The sequence below is a fragment of the Oleidesulfovibrio vietnamensis genome (genome assembly GCF_055388115.1).
Map to the genome: position 1 here is coordinate 3189364 of NZ_AP042419.1, position 20664 is coordinate 3210027.

Below are 20664 nucleotides of genomic sequence, written 5' to 3' on the forward strand. Positions count from 1 at the left end.
GGACTACTCCTCTATCTGCCTGTATGAATTGATGATCGCGTCAATCAGATCTTTTTTGTTCGCAGATTTGACCGCCTCGCGGGGTATGGAAAGACCGCTCACCCCGCGGGCAACCTGCCGCAGCCTGCTGACGTTCATCTTCTTCAGTTGCGAAATTTCGTACCGGACCGTTTCCGTACGGGGGGCGGCGGCTGCCGGCGCCGGACTTGCTTCAACAGCAGCCGGAGTCTGTTCTTCAACGGTGGAGCCGGTCTGCGGTTCTGCCTCCGCTGCTTCTTGTACGGGCTGCTGTGCGCCGGAATCCCCCGCGGGAGCCTGTACAGGCGGTGCGGCGGGCGGCACGGCAGCCGGAGGTACCAGAGACACGACGCGGCTCACTCCTTCGTCAGGACGGGCGATGACATGCTCTGAAACAAGCGAGGCGGCGTTGACGCGCCTGATAGCCGATACACCCGCGTCAACTGCTGCCCGCACGGCGGACACTTCGCCCGCCACGGTGATGGTCACAAGGCCCCCGCTTGCGAGGTTCTTTTCCAAAAGGCGCACATCAGCGGCTTTCAGCATGGCATCAGCCGCTTCCACCGCCGCAAGCAGTCCTTTTGTTTCTATAAGCCCGAGTGCCGTCATAAACGTGATTCTCCCCGTTCACAGCAGGTGTGTGAACTGTGTGTTTCCATCAGTGGCGGATCACCGAAACCGGAAAGTCATATTTGCGGATGCAGGCCTCGACACGTTCAAGGTCGGCATCGCTCAGTGCGGGGTTGCCCTCAATGGGGTATTCCCAGCCCAGCTGCTTGTACTTGCCCACACCCATCTTGTGGTAGGGCAGCAAGTCTATGCCTTTGAAATTTTTGTAATCCTGATACGGTCTGAGGTACTCGACCAGTCCGCGCAGATCGTCTTCACTGTCGTTGACCCCGCGCAGCAGCGGCACCCGTATTTTCACATTGTGCTTGTTTTCCAGCAGCCAGGTAAGGTTGCTCAGAATCAGCTCGTTGCGCACGCCGGTCAGTTCGTAATGCCTTGCGGAATCGATATGTTTGACGTCGTACAGAAAGAGATCGACATACTGGGCAGCCTTCATGACCACTTCCTGTTTGGCATAGCCGCAGGTTTCGATGGCGGTGTTGATGCCGTGCTGCTTGCAGGCAGCCAGCAGGTTCACGGCCGCCTCGGGCTGCATGAGCACTTCGCCGCCACCCAGCGTCACCCCGCCGCCGGAGGTTTCATAAAAAGGCCTGTCCTCTTCGATGACTTCCAGAAGTTCCGATATGGTTTTCTGCTCGCCCACCACGGCAAGCGCAGAGGAAGGACAGACATCTTCGCACCGGCGGCAGCCGATGCACTGTGCTCCTTCCGCAAACCCGTGGCGCAATGTGGAGGCAGAGATAGTGTGCACGCCCGCAGGGCACACAGGCACACAGGCTCCGCAGTGCACACACAGGTTCTCCTTGTACAGAACCTGATACTGCCGGAGTTGCCCTTCGGGATTTGAGCACCACTTGCAGCGCAAGGGACACCCCTTGAAGAACACCAGAGTCCGCACGCCCGGACCGTCATACATGTTGTATTTCTGTATGTTGAAAATCAGTGCTTTTCTTTCAATCACGGTGTCGTCTCTGTGTGTTGCGGTTCTCAAATCCCGAGGGCATTACCATGGCTTAATTAGAAACCATGCAGCATGGTACGGCTGATGATTTCGTCCTGAACGTCCTTGCACAGCTCCACGAAGAAGGCGCTGTATCCGGCCACGCGCACCACGAGGTCGCGGTATTTTTCCGGATGCTTCTGGGCGTCCAGCAGCAGTTCGTTATCAAGATAGTTGAACTGCATTTCACCGTTGCCCAGCATGCAGGCGGTACGGATGAGCGTTATCAGGCCGTTTTCACCTTCGGGGGTATCCAGCAGGCCGGACATCAGCTTGAAGTTGTGCACCATGCCGATGTTCATGTTGTCGTTGGCCATTTTGGAAACGGACTTGATGATGGCTGTGGGGCCCTTGTAGTCCGCACCCTGTGTGGGGCTGATGCCGTCGGAAAGAGGCATCCACGCTCTGCGGCCGTTGGCGGAGGCGCCGAGCAGCTGGCCGAAAGGCGTGTTGTTGGAGATGGACAGCGTACCGTGGCTGAGCACGGAATACAGAGTTTTGTACTTGCGGTGCTCGGTTTCGGTGAAGTGCACCAGATCGGCTGCGATCATGTCGGCGTAATCATCGTCGTTGCCGTATTTGGGTGCGGCAAGGCAGTCGGCCAGAATCTGATCGTACCCGGCAAAGTCGGCCTTCAGGGCCTCGTTGAGCTGCGCGAGGGTGTACTTTCTGTCGTCGTAGACCAGCTTTTTAATGGCGGCCATGGAGTCCACATAGGTGGCAAGACCGCTCCAGACCACGCCGGGGCCGAAGTTGTACATGGCACCGCCGGCAGAAACGTCGCGGCCCGATTCCATGCAGCCTTCATACATCAGCGACATGAGCGGCTTGGGGGCAAGCTCTCTGTGAGCGCGCTGCGAAATGACGGTGGCCACACTGGTGTTTTTGGTAATCCAGCGGATCTGTTCCTTAACGGCGGCTTCGAACTTTTCGTAGGTGTCATACTGGCTCAGGTCGCCCATGTCGGGGGTTACCTTTTTGCCGTACCACAGCGGCACGCCGTGGTTGAGCACCAGTTCGATGCAGATGGGCCACTGGGTGTAGCCGGTGGAGGTCCACTGGTACAGACGGCCCGATTTCTGCGGTTCCACGCAACCCATCAGGCAGTAGTCGCGGGCATCTTCAATGCTCACGCCCTTGGCCAGCATCATCTTGATGTGCGCGTCGTCAAAATGCACCGCGGGGAAGCCCATGCCGGAGCGGATAACGTCCACAATCTTCTTCAGATACTTCTGCGGAGACTTGTTGTGCACGCGGGTGGCCAGCGTGGGCTGGTAGATACGCACGTGACGCACGGCATCCATCAGCATGTAGGTAAGGTCGTTGGTGGCATCGTGGCCTTCACGGGTCACGCCGCCCACGCACATGTTCACAAAAGGCTGGTACCCGGCAAAGAACTTGGAAGCACCTTCGCTGGTGATCCACATCATTTCAGACATCTTCACCAGCATGCAGCCGGCCAGATCAAAAGCCTCGTACTCGGTCAGACGGCCGGAATCGATGTCTGCCCTGTAGAAGGGGTACATGTACTGGTCAACACGGCCGATGGACATACCGGTCTGGTTTTCTTCAACCACCAGCAGAGATTCCACGGTCCACACGGCCTGAATGGCTTCCCAGAAGTTGGAAGGCGCATGTGCGGGCACACGGGCGTTGACCTCGGAAATCTTCTGCAGTTCGGCTTTGCGGCGGGGGTCGGTTTCCCGGGCTGCCAGTTCGGCGGCATAGGCCGACAGACGCCTGGCGTATATCATCACGCCTTCGGCAGTCTCGATGACGGACTTGTAGAAGTAGATTTTATCGATGTCTTCAGGGTTGGCGTAATCCAGCTGTTCCAGCTTTTCGCGGGCTTCACGCTGGATATCAAGCATACCCTTCTTCATCAGAATTACGTCGTAACCGGGGTTGGAGTCGCCGCCGCCGTTCACCGCATGGTAGGAGCAGTCGGACACGAAAGATTCGCCGGACATTTCCCACAGGTCGGCTTCGCGGTACTGACCTTCGCAGAATTCATCCACGGACTTGTTCTGCCAGAAGGGGAACACCTCTTCCCGCAGCACTTTTTTGTCTTCTTCGGAAATGTAGAAGGGGTCCTGAGGACGTGAGCCGATGGTGTCCAGCTCATCCTGCAGCCAGCGCCATGCCACTTCCGGAGAAAACGCACCGGCACGCGGGGCACCGTTGGGCGAACCCACGATAAGCTCATGGTCCTGAATGACCAGCGGGGCGGTTTCGCAGCAATACCGGAAAGTCTTGGCGCGCAGCAGCGGCTTGGGCAGACCGGGGTTTTCCTTGGCGATTTTGGTGATGGCCACAGCGCGCTGAACGGTGATGCTGGGCACCTGCTTGAGGAAGTTTTCCTTCAGCTTGACGTGACGGGGCGTAGGCCCGTCGGGAATGCCGGATTCTGCACCTGTTGCCACGGCGGATACAGGAGCGGGCTGGCTGAAGACCTCGGCGGATACGCCCTCGAAAATCTTCTTCAGCGAAGCACGTTCTGCCGGAGTAAGGTTCTTTGTCGCTTCCGCGAGCTTATGTGAAAAGTCCTGGAGATCCACTTTGCATCCTCCCTTTAACGGATAAGTTCCTTCATCTGTGTGCTGCCCCGTCCATGACCCCGATCGCTTCCATCAGGATCCGGTGCAACGCCTGCATTTTTCTGGAATCGCTGTCATGAGGGGCCATGACGCCCTGCGCGGCGCAAACGCGGGAACCGTATCCCGCGGCGTCCTGTGCGCCGGTGTACTGCCGCACGCCGTAACCGACCTTGCGTATGTAGATGAGATTCATCGGCGACACGTTGTCGGCGGTGATCCCGCGCCCTGCGGACCCGCTGCCCAGCGTCATGGACGGGAAGAGATTAGTGGTCACACCCATGCCGCCGAATGTGGCGGGAGTGTTTACAAGCAGACGGCCCACAGGTTTTTTCAGGGCAAACTGCAAAATCACCTCTTCGTTACTGGAATGGATCACGAGAGTATGAGCGTTGCGTTCGTGGAGCAGCAGCTCGATGCACTTTTCACAGGCGTGCATCCAGTCGTCCTCCACGTAATAGGCAAGGACGGGGGAAAGCAGTTCCCTTGAATACGGATCTGCTTCGGAAACATATTTACGTTCTGCCACCAGCAGCCGCACGTTGTCGGGCACGCTGATGCCTGCCCTGCGCGCCAGAACCGGGGCAGACACACCAACCATGCCGGCTTTGTGGCGTCCGTCGGCACAGAAAAGAAGCTCCGCCAGCCGCAGGGACTCCTCGTCCGTCATGAAATATGCGCCGCACTCCTGCAGGGCATGTCTGACTTCCCGCTCGATGCAGGAATCGACCACGATGGACTGTTCCGCGGACGGCGCGATACCGTTGTCGAACGTCTTGCTGAGCATGATGTCGGCCACGGCGCGGCGGATGTCGGCCGAGCGTTCGACAAATGCAGGCCCGTTGCCGGTGCCGCCGTAAATCACGGGTTTGCCGCTGCAGCGCGCAAGCCCTATCATGCCGGGCACACCCGAAAGCATGACCAGCGATGTGGCAGGATGGTTCATCAGTTCGGCGGTACCGCTTTTGGTTACCGTGGACATGTATGAAAGACATCCTTCCGGCAGACCGTGAGCCCGCGCGGCATCAATCATGATATCAAGCGCGGCGGCTATGCTTCTGGCAGCGCGCGGATGAGGGGAAAAAACTACGGCGTTGCCTGATTTGACGGCTATGAGCGTCTTGCAGATGGTTGTGGACACGGGGCTGGTCGCCGGACACAACGCGGCAATGACGCCTACGGGTACACCAATGTCCATGGTGCGTGCGTGCTCATCCCGTCCGATGACGCCGACACACCGCATGCCGCGCAGCTGCTCACGCACCTGCGTGCATACAAAGCGGTTTTTCACTGCCTTGTCATGCGGGTTGCCGTAGTCGGTTTCTTCGTACGCCATGTCCGCAAGCGCTTGCGCCTGCGCCCCCACGGCTTCGGCTACGGCTTCGACGATCTCGTCCAGCTGTTCCTGAGAAAACGTGGCCAGAACCCGCTGTGCGCGCCCTGCGTTTTCTGCCAGAATTCTGGCTTCCTGTATGGAAATCAGATCGTTATCGACAATCATCATCTACCCCTTTGCCGTTTCCTGTGTCCTTGCGGCGACCATTCAGAACGCCCCGTGCGCACTGCTGCCCGTTGTCCGTCACCACTAGGGCAGCAGATTCTCAAGGGCGTAACGGGCTGTAATCTTGGCCACATCCGGATGAGGAGTGGGAATGACCACAGAGCTGTAAACATCTGTACCCATGGCCTGCACGGCCTTTACGCCCGCGGCCACGGCGGCCTGACAGGCGGCCACGTCACCCTGCACCAGAACTGAAATATAACCCGAAGCCACGTTTTCGTAGCCGATCAGCTCGACGTCTGCGGTCTTGAGCATTGCATCCGCAGCTTCAAGCACGTATACGATGCCGAACGTTTCGATGAGACCCATGGCTCTGGGGCGGCTGCCGTCGCCAGCGGGTGCGTCGTCGGTGATGGCATGCACGGAAACAATGTCGCCGATGGGCCTGATGGGCCGGGGCATGACATTGTGCGCGGTCAGCTTGCCTATGCCCGCCGCGGCCACCGAGCCTGCGTCAACCGAAGCCTGCACCGCGGCCACGTCACCTTTGACCATGACGGTCACAAGTGTGGAGCCCACGTTTTCGTAAGAAATAAGCTGGACGTTGGCGGCCTTGAGCATGCTGTCGGCGCCGTAGATGGCCGGAACCATTCCCAGCGTTTCAATAAGCCCCAGCGCCTCTTCGCCCTGGTACCGGATGTATTCTCCCATACGCTGCTACCTCGTGCTTTGCTGTAAATTGTTTTCCGGAGCAGACCCCCTCCGGTCTACTTCTCCCAGATTCACTAAACCCTAGCCCTTCCCCCAAAGGGGAAAGTCAACCGCCTTTTGGAAAAAACTTTGAGAAAAATATAACAATATATTTTCATTCATCATTTGCCCGTGAAAAGCCGGAATCTGTACCCTTTTTCCCCCTTCTGAGCCTCGTTTTTCTCCTTCTGAACACATCCTCCCATCCGTTTTGAGCCATCCCCCAGGGTAAACGCTGTGTCTGCAGCCCGCCCCCGGCCACAGGTACGGCAGTGGCGTAAAGCACCTGAACGACACCAGATAACCGATTGATTTAAAAACTTTTCCACCATGCGAAAACGACACGCAAAATAGAGCGTTTCTATGATTACAGACAGGGAAACACCGCACATGAGTGTGTGAAACAATCAGAAAAAAAGAGTCCCTTCGCCTGAAATAACGGTAACGCCACTTTTGCAGGACAGGACAGACAATCCACCTGCACACTGCGGCATGACAAGCTGTATTCCGGCATGCGGTAGGCAAAATTAATTAAATTATTACATGGTATTAACATGGTACAATCATGTACATCCCGCTCCGGCACCACACAGAAAACAGCCCGGTTGCGCGCAAAGCGGCGACATTCCGGTCGCGGGAACCTTTTGTTGATTGTTCGGACAAACAAGATATTTTTTTCACAATTCTTCATCAGTGTTTTAGTCAATGAATTTCGTATGTTTAGTCTTTGCACCATGCCTTCCGGACGCGGCACGGCCTCAACGTGACGATTTGACGTTGACCTTCCCCTTAAGGGGAATGCTATTCCAATAATTGGAGATCCCTGCGAATCCCCACGCAATCGCAAGGGTCCGGAAGGATGGAGTTTTTAATGTTCAACCAAGGTGCAAGGAGAATCAAATGGGGCAAACTGCAGTAATGAATAACCCGGCAGCGCTGGTTGCCAAAAACAAGCTGGCTGCGGACTTCCGGCGCAAGGGCATCATGATAGCCCTGCTTTCCGGTCTGCTTTACGGCTTTTACACCGCGTTCATGACGCTGGGCATGTCCAAGGGCGTCTGGGTGGAATGGTACGGCGAAAATTCCGGCCTCTCCGCCTTTGCCGTCATGTATCTGCTGTCTGCACTGGGCGCGGCCACCACAGACAGCTCCAGCGCTCTGTGGGCCATGGGCATTGCCGGTATCCGCGGCCGTTTCGGCGACTTTGTGCGCTGCATCAAAACAAGACCCGGCTTCGTGATGGTTGTCGCCGCCATTATCGGCGGCCCGCTGGCCAGCACCGCCTACGTTGTGGGTCTGCAGCAGGCCGGTTCCATCGTGGTGCCCATCAGCGCGCTGTGCCCTGCCATCGGCGCCATTCTGGGCCGCTTCCTGTTCAAGCAGGAACTTAACGCCCGCATGCTGCTGGGTATCGCCATCTGCTTCGGCGCCAGCGCCATGATCGGCAGCACCGGCATGGGCACCGAAGCTCCGCCCAGCCTGCTTACCGGTATACTTTTCGGCTTCATTGCAGCCCTGTGCTGGGGTATCGAAGGCTGCGTATGCGGTTACGGCACTTCCATGATCGACCCTGAAATCGGCATCACCATCCGTCAGGTCACTTCCGGAGTTTCGAACCTCATCATTCTTGTTCCCCTCTTCAGCATGATTTCCGACGTCAATCCTGTGACCATGGTTGCCACCGCCTTCGGCGACGGCGAAGCCATGGTTTGGTTTGCACTGGCCGGACTGAGCGCCTACCTGACCTTCATGTTCTGGTACAAGGGCAACGCCATGTGCGGTGCCGCACTGGGCATGGCCTGCAACGGCACATTCTCCTTCTGGGGCCCCTTCTGCTGCTGGATTGTGCTGGGCGTGGCTTTCGGCTACGACGGCTGGTCCATGCCTCCCATCGCCTGGGCTGCTGCCGTTGTCATGGTCTTCGGCATCTTCCTTATTTCGATGAACCCCATGGACCTGCTGAAAAAAAGGAACGGATAACGCGATGAAACCGCTCAACTACGCTATTCTGAAGCACGTCACCAAGGTGCAGGAAGCCAGCGCCTGCGAAATTATGGAAGCCCTGAAAGACCAGTACGGACACTTCAAGGCATTTAAGAAAGATTCCATTCTCAGCGCGCTGATGACGGCAGAAGCCAACGGTCTTCTGGAAGAATCCCGCTTTGATATGGACGAAAGCAATGAGCTGCGTGTGTACTTCCGCGCTCACGAAGAAGGTGCAGCCACCATCAACCGCTACATCAAGGATTGATCGGCGCGCCCTTGCCGCATGTCATAAGGGGCTGTCCCGCACGGGGCGGCCCCCTTTTTTACATGACGGCGCATGTGCTAGAATGGGCGCAAACATGCCGCCCGCAGATGGCTTCTGCTGACCACGGGGAATAGACGAGAGCATACTGATGCGGAAGCCGTCCTGATTATGGTTTGCCAACTGAACGGATACGTTGCGCACAACGGTGAGTGATACCATTATAACTTGCCGTCTGCCGGAATTGCAGTGCGGTGCAATTTCATGCGACAAGCGCAGCGTCTACTGACAAGGAGAGCAGGCTGTGAAGCAGCAGACGAAATATTCCATCGGCGATGTCAGCCAGATCTGCAACATCTCAAAAAAGGCGTTGCGCTATTATGACAAGATCGGCCTTATCACCTCGCAGCGTCAGGACTACAACAACTATCGCTACTATACGCACGAATCGCTTCTGGCTGTACCTGTAATCAAATATTACAAACAGATGGGCTTCAAGCTCGACGAAATGCGCGAATTTATCGAAGGCAGCACAGCCAACGTTTACCGCGCCATCCGCAATTCTTTTCTTTCCAAAATTCAGGAGCTGGAAAAAGAGCAGGAAGAGATCAGACGCAAGCACATGTCTGTAAAAGACTGGTATGACCTGATTCTGGAAGCGGAGATGGTCATTGACAACAACATTCAGGAAGTCTCCATCAAGTATATTGAGCCGTCGCGGTATCTGTTTCTGAACCAGACATATGACACCAACATCAAGGCGGCCATCATCAACATAGACTTCACCAACTATGTGGAAAGCCTGAATAACGAAATAACAGGGCCGGTCATTCTCAACTTTTCCTCACATGCAGCCCGCATGAAGGACAAAGAACAGCCCGTCAGGATACTGCAGAAAACCCTGATGCCCTGCCACGATGAATACACCACCGATATGGGCGGGCACATGATGGCGGCCTGCTACCACATCGGCCCGCACGAAGACATTGCCGAGACATACAAAAAGATACGCCGCTGGGCCCGTCAGCACGGATACACGCTGGGCGATGAATCGTACGAACGCTATGTGACAGACTACTGGACAACCAGAAATTCCGCCAAATTCGTCACCGAAATAATGATCAAGGCATCACGGCAGACAGTCGTCGTGCCGGAACAGGAAGACGAGCTCTGATAACTTAAAGCCCGCACTGCTTGCGCAGTGCGGGCTTTTCTTTCTGCAGCCGCAGCACCCGTAACACCGCGTCCGCTTCTTTTTCCACCATGTACAGACATCCGGGTATCATCCGCAATGGCCGGCCCCAAACGCCCTGCACTATCAAAATGTGCCGGACACGGGCGGACACGGGTGAACACGGGCGGATACGGGCCCCGCACCGCACGATGTCTATTCCTGACTTTTCATTTCTTCCACAATCATGCTGAGCTGCTGCGCCTGACGGGCCAGCTCTTCGGCGGCAACCGTGGCTTCTCCCACCGCGCGCGCTGTTTCCAGCGTAATCTGGTTAATCTCCTCAACTGCGCGGTTTATCTCTTCCGATGTGGCGGACTGCTGTTCCGCGGCGGTTGCGATGCTCTGCACCCTGTCCGCAGACTGTTCAACACCGCTTACGATGGCCGCCAGCACCTCACCCGAACGCGAAGACAGTCTGGTGGCCGCATCTATATGTTCCACGGTTGATTCCATGGCATGCACGTTCTGGCTGGCAGCCTGCTGGATGGCCCGTATGGAGTCACCCACTTCCTTGGTGGCCCCCATGGTTTTTTCCGCCAGCTTGCGCACCTCGTCCGCCACCACGGCAAACCCGCGTCCGGCATCGCCCGCGCGGGCGGCTTCTATGGCGGCGTTCAGCGCCAGCAGGTTTGTCTGGTCGGCTATATCTTCGATAACGTTCATAATGGTACCGATGGACTGCGCCTGTTCGCCCAGCCGGTTCATATTCAGGCTCAATCCATCCGCATTGCGCTTGATGGCCTGCATGGCCTCCATGGTCTGGTTGACCACTTCGGCTCCTTCCAGTGCATTATCGCGCGAAGTTTTGGCCTGATCAGCGGTTTCGCCCGCGTTCCTTGCCACCTCAAGCACTGTGGCGTTCATTTCTTCCATGGCAGTGGCTGTCGAGGCTATGCGCTCGCGCTGCACCTCAGACCCCTGTCTGATTTCGCGCGACTGAACAGATATTTCCTCCGACGCCACAGACAGATGCGCGACAATCTCCTCAAGCTGACGCGCGGCCTGCAGTGTGCCTTCCCGGCGGGCCTGCTCCGCCTGCCTGCGGGCTTCATGCGCCTGCTGCGTCGCTTCTTCAGCCTGTTTGGTCTTTTCTTCCGCGGCGGCCTGCTGCCGGCGTATTTCATCCATGTTCCGCGCAAGCTCGGCAGCCATGTCATTGACGGCCACCTGCATTCTGCCCACTTCATCTCTCGAATCCGCAGGCAGCCGGACAGAAAAGTCTCCCGAAGATATCTGTTCCACGGCATGCACCGTTGCCTTGATGGGCAACGAAATAACACGCGCGACATACAGGATAAGCAGCAGAATAAGTATGGTGGCGCCGCAACCGGCCAGCAGGGCATAATTGCGCATGGAGAAAGCCCCCGCCAACACTTCATTGAGCGGGACTTTAATGCCGAAGATATACGGCGTTTCGGCCCTGCCTATGAACACTGGCACAAAGGTAAGCAGAAACGGCGCTCCGTCCTCCTCCGTCTTCAGAGAAAAATCGCCGCCCTCCAGAACCTTGCGCAGCCCGGCCCTGAGTTCAGGCGATACATCTTTTTGCTCAAAAATATTTACTTTGTTTTCAACAAGGTCCGTCTGAGGATGCGCCACATATGTGCCCGCGGCGGAAATAAGAAAACCATACCCGGAGCCGAACACGGTTATTTCGCGCACAAAACGGTCAATGGTGCCCATGGGAAAATCAACACCGATAACCCCGGCAAAGCGCCCGTTTTTTCTGAGCGGCACCAACATATCCACCATCAGTACTTTTTCGCCGCCCAGATCATACGCCCACGGCTCCATAATCACTTCAGTGCCTTTTTTGCGCGGCAGATGGTACCAGGCACCGTCAGGATCATCATTTTCGTATCCGGAGCTCGCCTCCGTGACTATGGCTCCGCCCTGATAGTGCACCCAGGGCACAAAGCGCCCGTCGCCGTTATGATACGGACTGTTCATGTAACGGGAGTCGGCACCATCCAGCGCGTCGGGTTCAAAGGCGGCGTAGATGCCCAGCAGATTTGGATGATCCCGCAGAAAATTTTCCATGCCGTCACGCAGTGCTTCGCGGGTAAAACGCCCCTCATGCCCCATCATGGTCTCTGTCAGCCGCGCCACGGACCGTGCCGAATGCATGGCAAGGCTCATGTCTGCATCTATTTTATTGGCATAACGGTAAGCAAGCTCAAAACTCTGCTCACCGGCTGTCCGTTCCATCAGCTTCATAAATGTTCCGGTCAGATACCATGTCAGCCCCAGCATCACCGGAACTACCACCACCAGAATAACCATTATTTTCCATTTCAAGCCAAGATGCTTCAGCATACCGTTATCTCCGCTGTAAAACCGCTTTCTGCCCAATGGTCCCAACCTTCTGTCCGGTACCGCACACAGTCTGCATCGGCAGCTGCCGGCCATACCCGCGCAGTACAGGTAGTTTTGTCAGTATACAGCAAAGCTGCGTGCCGCTCGCTGATATTTTTTCTCAGCCACCGGCACACAGAAGACAGCCCCGCGCTGATGCGCAACTCCCCGTAAAGCCGCACAGGCACCGCCCGGCATCCACTTTCGGGCAGGCGGCGCATGTGCCCCGGCGGAGTGTCGGGCAGGCATGCAGGACAGGCGCTTGCCGATACTCGCCGGATGTGCACCGGCCCTGTCGCATGAACATCATGGGAAAGCAGAAATGAAAAAAGGCAGCAGCAAAACGCTGCCGCCCGCAAACATGGGGCAGAAGAATACAGGCAACAGCACGAAACCACGCGGGAAAAGCCGCAGCTGTCAGAAATGCTGTCAGGGAGCACTGGCGGAAGACTGCAGCAGAAAACAGGACGGCCATTGCGTGCCCCGCAGATTCCACTGCGGGCAGCACACGGTACGCCGGATGCCCCGTCCGGATGACCCGTGCCGGATGGCTGACGCCGGATGCCCCGTACCGGATGCCCCGTCCGGAAGGCGGCCTGTGGGGCGGTGCGCCGGAAACATGAATATACACGGCAGGACGCAGAAACGTTTTTGCATCAGACCCGACCGCGGCAACGCAGCACTGACATAACAGGCCCGATTGACGGGCTGTTCATGAGGCAGGAGCCTCAGCCGGTTCCATGTTTGTATCTGCAGCACAAAGCGGCAGCGCGCCTGCATCATCACGCAGGCACACTGCCGCTTTCTCCGAAGGACCGATGCCGCATGGCGTGCGCGGCGCCGGATACAAAGTTCCGGACTGCACAAAACAGCCATGCGGCATCACACCGCAGCCTGCGGCTTATCCCTGATTTTTCATGTCGTCGATGATGGCACTGAGCTCCTGTGCCTGACGGGCCAGCTCTTCAGCGGCAATGGCCGCTTCGTTCACAGCCTGCGCGGTGTCCAGTGTTATCTGGTTTATTTCCTCGACCGCGCTGTTTATCTCCTCGGACGTTGCCGACTGCTGTTCGGCTGCCGTGGCAATGCTCTGCACCCTGTCGGCCGACTGTTCCACTGCGGCGACGATGGCATGCAGCACCTCACCTGAACGCTGTGACAGCGTGGTGGCATGACCGATGCGTTCCACCGTGGCTTCCATGGCTTCCATATTCTGCCGCGCGGCCTGCTGAATAGCCTTGATGGACTGGCCGACCTCCTTGGTGGCGCCCATGGTTTTCTCCGCCAGCTTGCGCACTTCGTCGGCCACCACGGCGAAACCCCGTCCGGCGTCACCGGCACGGGCGGCTTCGATGGCTGCGTTCAGCGCCAGCAGGTTGGTCTGGTCGGCTATATCCTCGATGACCGTCATAATGGCCCCGATGGACTGGGCCTGCGTGCCCAGTGCCGCCATGTTTTCCTTCAGGGCATCGGCGTTGGTCTTAATGCTGTTCATGGCTGCCACAGATTCTGTGACCACCTGCGCCCCTTCCAGTGCGCTGGCGCGCGAGGCATTGGTCTGGTCCGCTGTTTCACCGGCGTTTCTGGCCACCTCAAGCACCGTGGCATTCATTTCCTCCATGGCCGTGGCCGTAGAGGCTATGCGGTCCCGCTGAATCTCGGAACCATGCCGTATTTCATTGGACTGAGCCGAGATTTCTTCCGAAGCACTGGAAAGATGCGCCACGATCTGCTCCAGACGGCCGGCGGCCATCAGCATGCCTTCCCGACGTGCTTCCTCCGCCTGCCTGCGGGCCTCCTGCGCATCCTGCATGGCCTGTTCCGCCACACGCGTCTTTTCTTCGGCAGCTGCCTGCTGCGTCTTGATTTCACCCATGTTGCGCGCCAGTTCTTCGGCCATATGATTAACCGAAGCCTGCATGCGTCCCACTTCATCTTTCGAATCCGCAGGCAGCCGCGTACCGAGGTTGCCCGAGGCTATCCCCTCCACCGCACGCACGGTTTCCTGAATGGGTCTGCTGATAACCCGCGATATGTACAGAATGATCAACAGAATGAAGACTGCCGTCACACCGCCGATCATCAGCGCGTTATTACGCATGCCGTACGCTGCGGCCAGCACCTCGGCCACGGGTACGTCAAGACCCAGAATAAACGGCGTGTCGGCCCGGCCTATGAAAATGGGTACAAAAGTAAGCAGGTGGCGTTTACCGTCACGCTCAACGGTGATGGAAAAATCCTCGCCCTGCTGCACCCGCTTGAGACCGGCGCGCAGCTCGGCTTCTGTCTGCGGCTGGCTGAATATATTCGCCTTGTCAGTCACCAGCTGGTTCTGCGGGTGCGCCACGTACGTGCCCGTGGCGGAAAGCAGAAAAGCATAACCGGTATCGAACATTTTAATGTCTTTCACGAATTCATTGATGGTGCCCATCGGATAGTCAATACCGACCACACCGGCAAACCGCCCGTTCCTGCGCAGGGGTACCAGCATGTCCACCATCATGACAAACTCGCCGCCTATTTCGTAGGCCCACGGCTCCATTATGATTTCTTTGCCGGTTTTGCGCGGCAGATGATACCATGCACCGTCTGCGTCATCCACATCATACCCCACGCTGGGAATGGTCTTTATGACGCCGCCCTCATAGTGAACCCACGGCACGAACCGGCCGTCCTTGTTATGATATGTGGCCCCGCGGTACATGCTGTCCATACCGTCAAAAACATCCGGCTCGAACGTTGCGAACATACCCAGCAGGTTGGTATGGTCGCGCAGAAAGTTTTCCATGCTGTCACGCAGCGCTTCACGCGTGGGGCGCCCTTCGTGCCCCATCATACTTTCCGCAAGCCGGGCAAACGTTCTGGCCGAATGCATGGCCAGACTCATGTCGGCATCAATTTTTCCCGCATACCTGTAAGCCGTTTCCAGGCTCTGTTCACGGGCTGTCCGCTCCATATGCTCGGTAAAAGACCCTGTCATGTACAGTGTCAGACCGAGCATTGCCGGAACGACCACGACCAGTATGATCATGATCTTCCATGTCAGTCCAAGATTCTTAAGCATTACTGCTCCCCCGTCTGTAAAACGGCGGCCGGAAACCGCCATAATGTGCCATCTGCAACCATGCACCGCGCCAGTTGCAGACTGTCGGCAGAAAACCTGACCACTGCATGCATTTTCATATTGCCTGCGGCTTATGTTATAACAGTAAGCAAGTATATACATGCAAGCAAAAAATGCCCATCCGGTGCAGGAAATAAATAACGGACCGGCTCTGCCTGAAGAGAAAACAATCCATGACCTGACACCTGAGCAATGCAACGCAGCCCGCGCGCACACAGAAAAACATATCCCGAAATAGACAACAGTATTTCAGCATCAGCCGGAAGAACGCTGCGCGGAGCAGATACACCGCGCATGATATAACCGCAGAATGTTACAATACCGCGGCTGTTCTGCTTCAGCAGCCGGCAGACGGCGGCACAAAAAAAAGCAGCCCCCCGTGGGGGCTGCCCGATATCTTCACAAAAGAATGCTGACGTCAGCGAGGCTCAAGCACTTCAAAATCAACAATGATATCAACATCATTGCCTATGAGCAGCCCGCCGCCGTCCAGCGGAGCATTCCAGTGCACGTCATAATCGCGCCTGTCAATGGTCAATGTTGCCACCCCGCCCCTGCGCACATTGCCCCACGGGTCGGTAATGCTTCTGTCCACCCCCCCCAGCATGAACGTCACGGGTCTGGTCACTCCCTTAAGGGTCAGATTGCCGGTCACCTCGTACCCCTCGCCGGAAGGAGTGACCGCCGTGCTTACAAAACGGATCAGCGGAAAACGCTGCTCGTCGAAAAAGTCGGCGCTTTCCAGATGATCGTCCCGTTTGTCCACGCCGGTATCAAGGCTGTCCACTTCTACAGTGATGTCAAAGGCGGACGGCACTGCGCCGTCGAACGTCACAGAACCGCTGATGTCGTGAAACGCGCCGCGCACCTGCGCTATCATCATATGCTGTATGCTGAAATGCACGGCGGAATGATCTGTATCCACCTTCCACACAGCGGCCTGCGCAGAGGACGCAACAAGCACCAACAGCAGAGCAAGCAGAAGACGTTTCATAATGCACCTCCCGGTCACACGGACCAGTCTTGCGTTCGGGCCGGCAAAGCGGCCGCGGGGATGTCCAGTCTACATAAGCAGACAGCGCCGCAACGTCAACGCGCGTGAAAAATTCAGCCGGTAGTGCTCACTGTGCAAAACAAAAGGCTCCGCACATCGCGCGGAGCCTTGGACCGGTATAGCAGGAAACTTACAGATAGCTTGCCGAAACCACCAGCAAACCGAAAGCAGAGGTCACCACAAGCGCGGCGGTACCGCCCGCCACCTGATAGGACGCCTGCACATTGTCGCGCCGCAGCTTCCATGCCATGGCACAGGGCAGAAACACCGCAAGGATGGTCAACGCGGCACCCGCATGGGCCAGTGCCTGAATGAATCTGCCCGGCGACAATAACGCGGCAGTCACCGGCGGGGCAAACACCAGCACAGCCGTAACCGCCCGGTGCAGCACAGAATCGCTAAGCCGGAATGTTTCGGCCAGAAGGTCAAACAGTGCCAGTGCCACCCCGAGAAACGATGTGATCAGCGCCAGAGCGGCAAAAGCGGACAGTACCGATCCGAGCCATGCCGAACTGCCGGCAAGGGCGGAAACAAGCGTGTCCACATTACCGCCCATACGGCTGATGTCCGCAGCGGGCATACCTCCCAGCGACACCATAAGCCACAGAAAGTAACAGATGACGGGCAACGCCGTACCCACCAGAATGACTCTTCGCAGGCTGCGGGCATCGCTGCGCAAAAAACGGACGATGCTCGGTATGCCCGTATGAAACCCGAAAGACGTAAACAGCACGGGCAGGCAGGCCAGTACCAGCTTTTCGCGGGGGGCCGCCGTGGTCAGGTTCGCCACATCCACCCCCGGCACAAGGCTGGCAAAAGCCACAACCATGGCCACAAGCATACCGTAGAAAAGCGCTTTATTGACTCTGACCACAAGCGCCGTGCCGATAAGCACCACCACACCGCCGGCCACTGCAAAAAGCAGACTGCCGGCCTGCGGAGTGACGGCCATGCCCAGCGCGCCGCCGGTACGTGCCACAAGACCGCCCACACCGGTCAGATAGGCAACCAGCAGCGCATACAGCAAAAAAGCCATGCTGCCCGTGGCCACTATCTGCCCGCCGCGGCCCAGCACTTCGCGGGCCATATTATTGAAATTTTTTCCGGCGCCTATTTTCAGATTCACTTCAAGCAGAAGCAGCGCGGAAAAAAGCGCCATGGCCCATACCACGGCCATAAGCAATGTTCCCGGCAGAAAGCCCATGGGACCGATAACCATGGGCAGCCCCAGCATGCCCGCCCCTATGGCGGTGCCCGCCACAATACAGGCCGCGCCGGAATGTCTGGAATCCAACATTGATCACACCCCTTGTTTCATGCGGCATGGCCGCACGGAGGCAGACAGGCGGCGTGGCACCCACGCTGCCCGCTTGTGCCCCGGATAAAAGCAGATACGGAACAAGGGGAGAACGACACAGAAAAAACAGACGCATACGCCTGCGCGGTGCGGTGTGCCGTGCGTACCGCCGCACGAAAAAACGCCGGTGCTGACCGGCGGTATGCCCGGCGCCGTCACGCGGCCGGGCCTGCTTTCCGTAGCGGCAGGCAGAGACGCGGCACCGCATTGCCGCGCCGTCCCCTTCACAGTGGACGCACAGTACATGCGGGGTCAGCGCGGCGTCAAGTTGCGTCAATAGCCTTTTCGACATTTGCGGCTACGCAGCGACAAAAAAAAGCAGCAAGCGCCGCCGCAGACAGGTGTCATATATCACAAAAGCCCGGAAGCACTCCCGGTACCGACGGCATTTACGGCAGCATGTGCGGCCGCACGCGGGCCTTTTCAGCTGATACCGGACCGGTCAAGACTGCATGCATCCGGCGGGGCAGCGTATGCCGTACAACCTCAACAATCCATAATCAATCACCATTTACACACACTACCGCTTGATATATTGTAATGCAGAATAGTATAAAATTCTGCTGCGCCTCTTTTGCAACAGCGGCGGTAAAGCTGTTCCGGCCTCAAGCCGGCAATTTTCAGTAAAGGAAACCTCATGTCAGATGAACAGGACTGGCTGCCGGGCGGCAACGGCTATGACGACCTCAGAATAAATCTTCCTGCAGCTTACAGCAGACAGGATGAAGCATATAAGTCGGCCAAAAAGAACACTGTCCGAAAATCCTTTCTGCGCAACAAGCTGTCTTTTTTTACGACAGCACTGCTGCAAAAGACCCGGTACATGGAACCGCTTGTCATGTGCGGTTTTGTAAAAAAATGGTTCACGGACTTTGAGGACTACTGGCGCAATGCCCTTAACGGTCGTCCCCTTTATATTGCCGATTTTCACGCCCTGCGTCACGCATACAGGCTGAAAGTCCAGAATCCTGCGGATTACCGATGGGACAGTCCTGACCTGCACCTTGCCAACTGGCAGAAGCCGCACAACATATACTCCACATTTTCTTACGTTTACGGGCTCGCATTGCGCCCCATACGCGCCTACAAAGCCTTCAGGCACCTGTCTGCGGGCATGCGCGCCCTTGAATTCGGCTGCTCACTCGCTCCGTACTACCGCACATGGAAAAACTATTATAACCATATCCCAGTATCATGGACACTTACGGATATCGCCAACTTTCCTTTCCATTATGCGCGCCATTTATACATGCGGGACGACGCCGTCACCGACATGCCGGTAATCTCTCCCGAAAAATTCGATCAGCCGCTTGAGGACGGAAAAGTCTACGACTTCATTGTCATCACCACTGTTTTTGAACATCTGCACAAACCCCTGACCATTGCCAGACATCTGCTGGACCATCTGGCGCCGGGCGGCATTTTTGTTTTTGATTATATTCTCTCCGGTGAGGCGACAGAACTGGACACACCGGGCGGTGTCAAAGAACGGACAGAAACGCTTCAATTTCTGTCCGAAAATCTGACAATACTCTCCGGTTCACTTGACAACATCAATGAATCCGTAGGGCTGTGCATCGGACAGAAAAAGACGGGATAGCACCGTAGTACACTCAACCAGCAGATAGAAAAACCGAGCTGCACCGACGGCAAAAACAGCAAACTCAGAACAGCGCTCCGTGCAATGCATGCTGCATCTTCGTGTTTTTCATCCCGTTCAGGCTGGTTCACCATGTTTACGCCCCGCATGGCCGAATTATGAATTGACACATTTCATTTCATGTCCAACCATACCATTGAAGGTGGCACGGCCTTCTTCCCGCCTGCCGCAGACCGGAAGGAAGCCGCCACGCTGCGCAACATCGTACCGCGGACGGCTTGACCGTACTGCAAAAGCGTCCCGTGCTTTCTCATCACGGCACGGGCGGCACTGATGGATACAACACACTCACATCTAGCCTTTTTTCATTATTCCATGCTTGAAACAGGACTTTCACTCTCAAGCCTCGGGCTTGCGTTTATCATTGTGTTTTTCGGCGCTTTCGCACAGGGAGTCGCCGGATTCGGTCTGGCTCTGCTCATCGGCCCTCTGCTCAACATCATCGACCCGGTGTTTCTTCCCGGTCCTGTTGTGCTGCTGGTCAGCATCATCACGGCACTGATGGCCTATAGCGGCCGCAGACATGTAAGCATGCCCAGTGTCAGAGGGACCATAGGCGGTTACCTTATAGGAACCGTTGTCGCCGCAGCTCTCATCAGCAGTCTGCCGCAGCGGGAAACAGCCCTGCTGCTCAGCGCGCTCATTCTGGCTGCTGTCGGCATGAGCGCTTCGGGGCTGCCGGTGCCGCAGGGCAAAGCCACTCTGCTCTCCGCCGGTCTGGTGGGCGGATTCATGGGCACGGTGAGCGGTGTCGGCCTGCCGCCGCTGGCACTGGCTCTTCAGAACGAGCCGGGACCGAGGCTGCGCGGCACGCTGGCGTTTGTAGGTCTCATTTCCATCATCATGGCTCAGGCGGCACTGGCCTATGTGGGTAAAATAGGCCAACGCGAACTGACAGTAGCGCTGATGCTGGCTCCCGCTGTGGCACTGGGCTATCTGGCCTCGCGCCGTGCCGCGGCACTGTGCGACGCGGGCTACACCCGGCCGGTGGTATTCCTTGTTTCCGCGTTAAGCGCAATCATACTCATTATCCGCAATATCTAAGCATCACGGCACAGCTTTTTTGCCCTGCACCCGATTGTTTCTCTTACGGTCCGTCATGCCTCCCCGGATGGTTTGACAATTATCCGGCCGCAGCT

14 protein-coding genes are annotated in these 20664 nt (G+C 57.0%); 5 read left to right on the forward strand and 9 right to left on the reverse strand.

Going from position 1 to position 20664, the window contains the following annotated elements; translation table 11 throughout:
* Positions 1-3 precede the first annotated feature (3 nt).
* The 5 genes from ACZ5D1_RS14325 to ACZ5D1_RS14345 all read right to left on the reverse strand — a co-directional run bounded on the left by ACZ5D1_RS14325 (position 4) and on the right by ACZ5D1_RS14345 (position 6454).
* On the reverse strand, positions 4-627 hold the full coding sequence (locus ACZ5D1_RS14325; RefSeq protein ID WP_011369017.1) for a BMC domain-containing protein: 624 nt from the start codon (positions 625-627) through the stop codon (positions 4-6).
* Between the two features lie 49 nt (positions 628-676).
* The gene (gene cutD, locus ACZ5D1_RS14330) at positions 677-1609 is read right to left on the reverse strand and encodes a choline TMA-lyase-activating enzyme (RefSeq protein WP_011369018.1); all 933 of its coding nucleotides are present in this window, start codon (positions 1607-1609) and stop codon (positions 677-679) included.
* Positions 1610-1665: 56 nt separating this feature from the next.
* Positions 1666-4206 carry a choline trimethylamine-lyase gene (gene cutC, locus ACZ5D1_RS14335; RefSeq protein WP_011369019.1) on the reverse strand — a complete coding sequence of 847 codons (2541 nt, stop codon included), beginning with the start codon at positions 4204-4206 and terminating at the stop codon, positions 1666-1668.
* 31 nt (positions 4207-4237) lie between these two features.
* Positions 4238-5746: an aldehyde dehydrogenase family protein gene (locus tag ACZ5D1_RS14340; protein WP_011369020.1), complete on the reverse strand. Its 1509-nt coding sequence runs from the start codon at positions 5744-5746 to the stop codon at positions 4238-4240.
* 81 nt (positions 5747-5827) lie between these two features.
* Positions 5828-6454 (reverse strand): BMC domain-containing protein, encoded by a 627-nt coding sequence (locus tag ACZ5D1_RS14345; protein WP_011369021.1) that lies wholly within the window; start codon positions 6452-6454, stop codon positions 5828-5830.
* 939 nt (positions 6455-7393) lie between these two features.
* On the opposite strand from ACZ5D1_RS14345, the gene ACZ5D1_RS14350 reads away from it, so the two are divergent.
* The 3 genes from ACZ5D1_RS14350 (at position 7394) to ACZ5D1_RS14360 (ending at position 9915) form a co-directional block, all read left to right on the forward strand.
* Positions 7394-8473, forward strand: a complete 1080-nt coding sequence (locus tag ACZ5D1_RS14350; protein ID WP_011369022.1) for a membrane protein — start codon at positions 7394-7396, stop codon at positions 8471-8473.
* A 4-nt stretch (positions 8474-8477) separates the two neighbouring features.
* Positions 8478-8744 (forward strand): hypothetical protein, encoded by a 267-nt coding sequence (locus ACZ5D1_RS14355; protein WP_011369023.1) that lies wholly within the window; start codon positions 8478-8480, stop codon positions 8742-8744.
* A 301-nt stretch (positions 8745-9045) separates the two neighbouring features.
* The gene (locus ACZ5D1_RS14360) at positions 9046-9915 is read left to right on the forward strand and encodes a MerR family transcriptional regulator (RefSeq protein WP_011369024.1); all 870 of its coding nucleotides are present in this window, start codon (positions 9046-9048) and stop codon (positions 9913-9915) included.
* Between the two features lie 213 nt (positions 9916-10128).
* Here the strand turns inward: ACZ5D1_RS14360 and ACZ5D1_RS14365 are convergent, their stop codons facing one another.
* The 4 genes from ACZ5D1_RS14365 to ACZ5D1_RS14380 all read right to left on the reverse strand — a co-directional run bounded on the left by ACZ5D1_RS14365 (position 10129) and on the right by ACZ5D1_RS14380 (position 17805).
* Positions 10129-12291, reverse strand: coding sequence for a methyl-accepting chemotaxis protein (locus ACZ5D1_RS14365; protein WP_455696821.1), 2163 nt, complete (start codon positions 12289-12291; stop codon positions 10129-10131).
* Between the two features lie 940 nt (positions 12292-13231).
* Complete coding sequence (locus ACZ5D1_RS14370; protein WP_464555230.1) at positions 13232-15394, reverse strand: methyl-accepting chemotaxis protein; 2163 nt, start codon at positions 15392-15394, stop codon at positions 13232-13234.
* 478 nt (positions 15395-15872) lie between these two features.
* The gene (locus ACZ5D1_RS14375; RefSeq protein ID WP_464555232.1) at positions 15873-16448 is read right to left on the reverse strand and encodes a YceI family protein; all 576 of its coding nucleotides are present in this window, start codon (positions 16446-16448) and stop codon (positions 15873-15875) included.
* A gap of 190 nt (positions 16449-16638) precedes the next feature.
* On the reverse strand, positions 16639-17805 hold the full coding sequence (locus tag ACZ5D1_RS14380) for an amino acid permease (protein WP_273191799.1): 1167 nt from the start codon (positions 17803-17805) through the stop codon (positions 16639-16641).
* 697 nt (positions 17806-18502) lie between these two features.
* On the opposite strand from ACZ5D1_RS14380, the gene ACZ5D1_RS14385 reads away from it, so the two are divergent.
* On the forward strand, positions 18503-19465 hold the full coding sequence (locus tag ACZ5D1_RS14385) for a class I SAM-dependent methyltransferase (RefSeq protein ID WP_455696818.1): 963 nt from the start codon (positions 18503-18505) through the stop codon (positions 19463-19465).
* A gap of 333 nt (positions 19466-19798) precedes the next feature.
* Positions 19799-20569: a sulfite exporter TauE/SafE family protein gene (locus ACZ5D1_RS14390; RefSeq protein WP_011369033.1), complete on the forward strand. Its 771-nt coding sequence runs from the start codon at positions 19799-19801 to the stop codon at positions 20567-20569.
* The last annotated feature ends 95 nt before the right edge of the window (positions 20570-20664 follow it).

Coding starts and splice junctions, on each gene's coding strand:
- ACZ5D1_RS14355 (WP_011369023.1), top strand. CDS start 8,478: ATGAAACCGCTCAACTACGCTATTCTGAAGCACGTCACCAAGGTGCAG.
- ACZ5D1_RS14340 (WP_011369020.1), bottom strand. CDS start 5,746: ATGATGATTGTCGATAACGATCTGATTTCCATACAGGAAGCCAGAATT.
- ACZ5D1_RS14375 (WP_464555232.1), bottom strand. CDS start 16,448: ATGAAACGTCTTCTGCTTGCTCTGCTGTTGGTGCTTGTTGCGTCCTCT.
- ACZ5D1_RS14390 (WP_011369033.1), top strand. CDS start 19,799: ATGGATACAACACACTCACATCTAGCCTTTTTTCATTATTCCATGCTT.
- ACZ5D1_RS14325 (WP_011369017.1), bottom strand. CDS start 627: ATGACGGCACTCGGGCTTATAGAAACAAAAGGACTGCTTGCGGCGGTG.
- ACZ5D1_RS14345 (WP_011369021.1), bottom strand. CDS start 6,454: ATGGGAGAATACATCCGGTACCAGGGCGAAGAGGCGCTGGGGCTTATT.
- ACZ5D1_RS14370 (WP_464555230.1), bottom strand. CDS start 15,394: ATGCTTAAGAATCTTGGACTGACATGGAAGATCATGATCATACTGGTC.
- ACZ5D1_RS14385 (WP_455696818.1), top strand. CDS start 18,503: ATGTCAGATGAACAGGACTGGCTGCCGGGCGGCAACGGCTATGACGAC.
- ACZ5D1_RS14365 (WP_455696821.1), bottom strand. CDS start 12,291: ATGCTGAAGCATCTTGGCTTGAAATGGAAAATAATGGTTATTCTGGTG.
- ACZ5D1_RS14350 (WP_011369022.1), top strand. CDS start 7,394: ATGGGGCAAACTGCAGTAATGAATAACCCGGCAGCGCTGGTTGCCAAA.
- ACZ5D1_RS14380 (WP_273191799.1), bottom strand. CDS start 17,805: ATGTTGGATTCCAGACATTCCGGCGCGGCCTGTATTGTGGCGGGCACC.